The organism is Desulfomonilaceae bacterium (assembly GCA_041662605.1).
Classification (GTDB): Bacteria; Desulfobacterota; Desulfomonilia; order Desulfomonilales; family Desulfomonilaceae; genus CAJBEZ01.
In genome coordinates, this window is sequence record JBAZSD010000022.1 from 66,383 (window position 1) to 73,023 (window position 6,641).

Annotated in this window: 2 protein-coding genes; both read right to left on the bottom strand. The window is 48.2% G+C overall.

Going from position 1 to position 6,641, the window contains the following annotated elements; genetic code table 11:
- Window positions 1–37: 37 nt before the first annotated feature.
- The gene (locus WC647_15320) at window positions 38–3,703 is read right to left on the bottom strand and encodes a PAS domain S-box protein (GenBank protein ID MFA6223679.1); all 3,666 of its coding nucleotides are present in this window, start codon (window positions 3,701–3,703) and stop codon (window positions 38–40) included.
- Window positions 3,704–3,717: 14 nt separating this feature from the next.
- Window positions 3,718–6,641 (bottom strand): PAS domain S-box protein (locus WC647_15325; GenBank protein MFA6223680.1); only part of this gene is annotated, 2,924 nt, incomplete at its 5' end.

Consider the following 6,641-nt stretch of genomic DNA (forward strand, 5'->3'; position numbering starts at 1 on the left):
TTTTCCAAATCCCGCAGCGCCTGCCCCTCCAAAATTTTTAGCCATCCCCCGTATCAACTGGTCCATGAAGATCGTCGTCGAGTACACTGCGAATAGTCGTCAAGAGTTGTCTCATGTTGTACGGTTTCGGCACGTATCCCTTTGCTCCGCGGGCCATGGCGCCACTACCCGAGCCACTCTCAGAATAACCACTGGCTATAATTACCTTTGCTTTGGGATTGAGCCGAAGAACCTCTGCCAGGCACTTCGTGCCATCCATCTCAGGCATGATCAGGTCCAGGATGATCAGCGATATCCTCTCACCGTCCCTCTGGTATATCTCCAAGGCCTCTTTTCCATTAGAGGCGGCTATGACCTTGTAACCAAAATCAACAAGGAGTGTCGCGCCTAAATCTCTGACAACGTCATCGTCGTCCACCAACAAAATGGTTTCCGTCCCACCCAGAATGGCTAACTCGTTTGGAGGGGTTTCAGCGATTTCTTCCGCCTTAATTGCAGGTAGGTAAATCTTGAATCTGGTCCCATGTCCAGGCTCGCTGAAACACATTATGCGCCCGTCATGCTGTTTCACTATTCCATAGACTGTAGCAAGCCCTAAACCGGTGCCCTTCCCCTTTTCCTTCGTACTGAAGAACGGCTCAAATATGTGAGACAATGTTTTCTTGTCCATCCCCTGGCCGGTATCCGAAATTGTCAGCAAGACGTAATTCCCAGGCCTAGCGTCAACATGTGAACTGCAGTATTCCTTGTCTAAGCGCACGTTTGCGGTTTCAATGGTCAATATCCCACCATTCGGCATTGCGTCCCTCGCGTTCACCCCGAGGTTCATCAAGACTTGGCCTACTTGAGATGGATCCGCTTTGATTGATTCCAGGTCCCCGCTGAGATGTAAATCGATTTTTATGGTCTTTGGGATTGTTCGAGAAAGTAGGCGTTGAACCTGGATAATTTCCTGGTTCAAATTGACCGGAACATACTTTGTTTCAACCTTTCGGCTGAAAGTCAGCAAGCTCTGAACCAGATCAGCCCCTCGCTTTCCCGCCTGATATATCTTCTGTAGACCATCGTAGTCAGGTTCCCCTTCCTTTTTACGTTGGAGCATGAACTCGGAATATCCTAATACTACCTGGAGCAGGTTGTTAAAATCGTGAGCAATACCTCCAGCTAGTGTGCCCAGGGATTCCATCTTCTGAGCCTGGAGAAGTTGCATCTGTAATTCCACATTCTCCGTCACATCGTGGGCAACATCTACAAAGTTTACGATCTCGCCCGAGGAATCATGAACAGGGGAAATCGCAACGTCCTCGTAGAATATCTGGCCATCCTTTCTCTGACTCAAAAGCCTTCCTTTCCAGGGTTTACCGGCCCGGATGGCCGCCAACGGTTCCTTGTAGTGGGAACTGTCGAGGCTGTCACTCTTCAGGAATCTGGTATCCCTACCAATAACTTCTTCCTTCCGATAACCTGATATGTGTTCAAATGCAGGATTGATGTACTGGATTTTCCCGTTCCGATCCGTGATCATAACGGACTCGATGGATTGTTCAATGGCGGCCGCCATACGTCTTTGGGCCTCCTCTGATTTCCTTTGTCCTGAAATATCCCTGATCCAGACTTTGATGCCGAGCTGTCCATCGACTTGGACTGGTCGGGCGCTGATCTCCGCAAGAAAAGATAACCCGTCCTTTTTTTGTAGCATGACCTCGTATCGAGGAGTGACCTCTTCGCCGTTCATTCTAGCTATTGCCCGCCGGCGAGTAATTTCCCGGTAGTCAGGATGATAGACTAGCCAGTGGTCCATGCCTTCCAATTCTCCAGGAAAATAACCCAGCATCTCGTAGAGGCGTGAATTCGCAAATATGATTTTGGGACCCTTTTGGATAAATATCCCGTCAAAACTGTCCTCCACAAGAGAACGATACCGCTCTTCACTCTGTCGAAGTTCCACTTCAGCACGCTTACGATCCGTTATGTCTTCACACGTCATTAGATCTTCGCCGGAAACCAGCTTCATAGGTCGAAAATGGATGGTCTTTTCAATGCCGTCCTTGGTGATAACTGAGAAAACTCTGGGTCTGGTTTCTCCTTGGGCGACATCCTTGAAATCCTGAATCCATACCGAAATCGCCTCGTGCCTATATCCAGGATCTGGAAAAACTTTTCTGAACCACTCTCTACCATTGGGCACGTCGCTCAATTCATAACCAAACATCTCCTTGAACTTGGGATTTGCATAGGAAAATGATCCGTCAGGCTGGATGATTACCATGCCTAAAGGCACATTTTCAGCCAGTTTTTGAAAACGTTGTTTCTCCATGTTCAGGATGTCCATAAACATTTTGCGTTCGGTCACATCACTAAAGCTCCACACTCTCCCCACAACGCTCTCCGCTATCTTTTGCGGATGAGAGTATCTCTCGAAGGTTTTGCCGTCCTTGAATTCGATCAGGTCGAAGCTTTCTTCTTCCGGCCGTCCATACAAATATTTTACCTTCTCAAGAAAGGCCTGAGGATCTGATAGCTGATCCAGGACAATGGCTATAGCCCTGTCATCATCCCTGGACTCCATAATGTCTTTAGGAATTCGCCACATCGTCAGAAATCGCTGATTAAAGGCAGTGATCTTTCCTTTGCGGTCCACCACCAGAATTCCATCGGCTGTCGACTCAAGCGTTGAATAGAGGAGCGAAACAGAACTCTCAAGCCGTTGTTCGGCGTGCTTTCGGCTGCGGATATCCTTTTGCGCCATCACATAGAGGAAAATAACTGCTCCCACAACCAGCAAACATAGTAAAAGAGCTACATAGCCGGTTTTCCCCACCAAAGGATCAAAAATCTTTCCATAGATTGCACCAAGGCTATACAGATAAACAATCCTCCATCCGGGGAGGTTTCCAAGACCGATCTCCTCGATTAGGTAAGCTTCTCCGGAACTGTCCACAACCTGGTTGTCGGTCTTTTCCTCCAGACCGGACCAATTCCATGGTCCTTTTCCAAATTGCTGTGTTTCCGCTATTTTGAGCGCTTCCTCGGGCGAAGCTTTCCACAAAAGCTTCAAAGTCAAGTTTTCACCGCTGGAAGCGAAAATGATCCCACTGCTGTGTACCAGCAAGGCAACTCCCATTCTCTTGCGTGAGAGAACCCTGTCCAGGTCTCGGGTCGATGCCTTGATTACCGCCACGCCTATGGGAAGGCCGCCCTCTGGGAGATAAACAGGATGGCTGAAATAAATTCCTCTCATCCCTGATGTCACCCCGACACCCAAGTATGTGCCTGGTTTACCTTTTATCGCATCAACAAAGTATGGACGAAACGCATAATTGCGCCCAACAAAACTGTCCTTAGCATTACGGTTGCTGGATGCAATGGTTTTCCCCGAGCCATCCATCAGATAACAAACGTCGTAGGAAAGACCCCCTGCGAAATGGTCCAGTACTCGGTCGGCTTGAACGATGGACACATGATCCTGGTTCAGTATGGCTTCCTGAAGCTGTTCAAACCGGGACATAACCCGAATCTGGTTTTGATTCTCGGAGATTAGTCCATCAATTTCGTCCCTCAAATGACTGCTTGTTCGGATAAGTTCCGTTTCAGTTTCTATGAGAGCGGCTTTTTGAGCGGCATGATAGTAGAGATACCCGCCTGTGGCCGTGGACATCAGCGAAATCAGGGCCAATATCAGGACAATTGTTCGTACGTTCATGTGGAATATCCGTTCTAGTCGCTATCCATAACTGAACGCGCCTCGTTCAGTAGCTCAGAAATCGCAAACGGCTTGTGCACAAACCCCTTAACAAAGGGACTGATCTCTTTGTGTAACTCATCACCTGGAGAATAACCGCTTGCTATGATCACCTTAACCGATGGGTCAATCTTCAGGAGTTCCATCAAGCAGTCTCTCCCGGACATCTCCGGCATGAGAAGGTCCAGAATAACCAGTGATATCTCGTTTTTTCTTGTCTGATAAATATCAAGAGCTTCCTGCCCATTGGCAGCCACAATGACAGTGTAACCATCGCTTGCCAGAAACCGCTGCTCCAATTCAGCGACCGTACTGCTATCCTCTACCACTAAGATTGTTTCCGTTCCTCCTGATTGAACTACTGGCACAGCAGTTTTCGCAGTCGTCAGAGGCGCGTCGATGGCGGGGAAATAAATTCTAAACTCTGTTCCTATGCCTGGCTCACTCTCACAGGTTACGTGACCGCCTTGCTGTTCCACTATGCCTTGTACCACGGCAAGACCGAGGCCTGTTCCTCTTGCTGCGCCTCTTTGTTTTGTGGAGAAGAAAGGATCAAATATCTTGGTGAGCGTTTCTTCATCCATTCCACGTCCGCTATCCTTTACCGAGAGCATCGCATAGGCGCCAGGTTGCACTTCATGATGGCGCCTGCAATATTCCTCGTCCAATGAGACAGTCCTTGTTGCGATCTTGAGCCGACCGCCGTTTGGCATGGCCTCTGAGGCGTTAATGGCAAGGTTCATAACAACTTGATCTATTTGATTATGGTCTGCGAGAATCGGAGCGAGGCCATCTGCCAAATCCAGTTCAACCTCAACCACCTGTGGAAGAGTTCGAGATATAAGCGGGCAAATTTGAGTGATTTGTTGATTGAGATCTAATCGGACTGGAATGATCTGCGCTTGTTGGCCAAACGCCAAAAGTTTCTTGATCAGTTCAGCCGCTCCTTTGCCCGTTTCAATGATAGTTTGAAGATCGTTGTAATCCGGATCATTCTTTTTTTTGCCGATTAAGAGCATTTCAGAATATCCCAGGATACTCTGGAGCATGTTGTTGAAATCGTGGGCTATCCCGCCGACCAAAGTGCCAAGCGCCTCCAGCTTTTGGGATTGATAAAGCTGGGATTTTAGTTTTTCTCTCTCCTCTTCAGCCTGTTTAAGAGGGCTTATGTCAACTATGACTCCTCTAATTCCGACGATTTTCTTATTTTCAGAAATTGGAACAGCGTAAACCAATATGGGAACCGTGGACCCATCTTTTGTCAATGCAGTATAGGGGGCTACAACCACTTCTTGCCCCATAATGATCTTCTTAAAATTGTTAGCTACTCTCTCCCGATCCTTCTCGATGACCAACTGAACTGGATTTAATGTAGTGAGGAACTCTTCCAAGCTGTATCCCGTGAGCTTTAGTGCGGCGGAATTTATAAAAATGAACTTTCCCGTCGTGTCAATTTCATACACAGTTTGCGGTAGAAGCTCGGCAAGTTCTCTAAATCTCTGCTCGCTCCGTCTGAGGGCCTCCTCCACCTGCTTGCGTTCGGTAATATCTCTGGCGATGGACTGAAATCCAACAATACTGTCGTCTTCCGTCAGGAGTTGAGTCTTTTGACTGTACCACCTTATTTCACCATTTTTTGTCACAAAAGGAAATTCGTAATAACTATCGGGAAGTTTCTTTACAAACTGACGACCATAGAATCTACTGATATCCCCCCTGTATTCCTCGGGAATAAATTCGAGGTAATTCCTGCCTATGACTTCTTCCATAGGATATCGAACATGTTGTACGAAAGCGGAGTTTACAAAGGTGAAACGCCCATTGGAGTCTGTGGTGTACACAATGTCATAGGCGTTTTCTATTAGATGGCGATATTTCTCCTGAGTTTTCCTCAGTTTCTCCGCGGCCCGTCTGGTTTGAGTCACATCAAGCATTGTTCCAGTGATCCTCTGAGGCTTGCCTTCTTTGTCGTATTCCACCACCTTGCCTCGGGCCTGAAACCATTTCCACTCGCTAGACTTGCCCCGCATTCTAAATTCGGCCTCGAAACAAGGTATTTGTCCTGACAGGTGCCCATTCAAAGCTTCTGAAACCTGTTCCCAATCGTCCGGGTGGACTGCTCTTTTCCATGTGCGAACGTGCGGATCCAACTCATCTCTCTCATATCCGATCATTCGTGTAGTCCGCTTGCTCAAAACAGCGCTGCCGGTCTTAAGGTTCCAGTCCCACAACCCAAGCGCTCCCCCCTTTAGAGCGAGTTGTAGCCGCTGTTCACTCTCCCGTAATTCTCGTTCCACCTGCTTGAGTTCTGAAATGTTCTCAATTAGGCAGGCAACCCCCTTCACCTGACCATCAACACCTATATGAGTCATGTAAGAAGCGACGATATCTCTGGTGATACCATCCTTGTATTCAACTTGCTCTTCGCAAGTCACTTCTTGTCCAGCCAGGGCCGTTTTGACGCGACTCTGAATCCCAAGGTAATGATCCCCAAAAATTTCCTCAACCGCATGCCCGGAAGGATCTGACCCAGGCATACCCCACCATGACGCAGCGGTCTTGTTGGCGAAGACTATCCTTTCTGCAGCATCCACATAAAGGATCCCCACTGGTAGACTGTCTACGAGAACTCTTAAGAGATCCCGACTGTCGTGTAGCGCTTGCTCCGCCTGCTTGCGTTCGGTTATGCCCGTCATAAGACACAGCCCCGCCGGTCTCTCCTCCCACATTATTAAGGATGAATTCATCTCCAGCCAACCTACTGTTCCGTCTTTGCGGATATATCTAAAAGGATACTGATAGTGGGATTCATCACCTTGCAACCGGCGTGCGTGGTATTGCGCAAGCATTTCCTGATCATCCGGATGAACAAAGGCCCCAATGGCATTAGAGGCTAAGG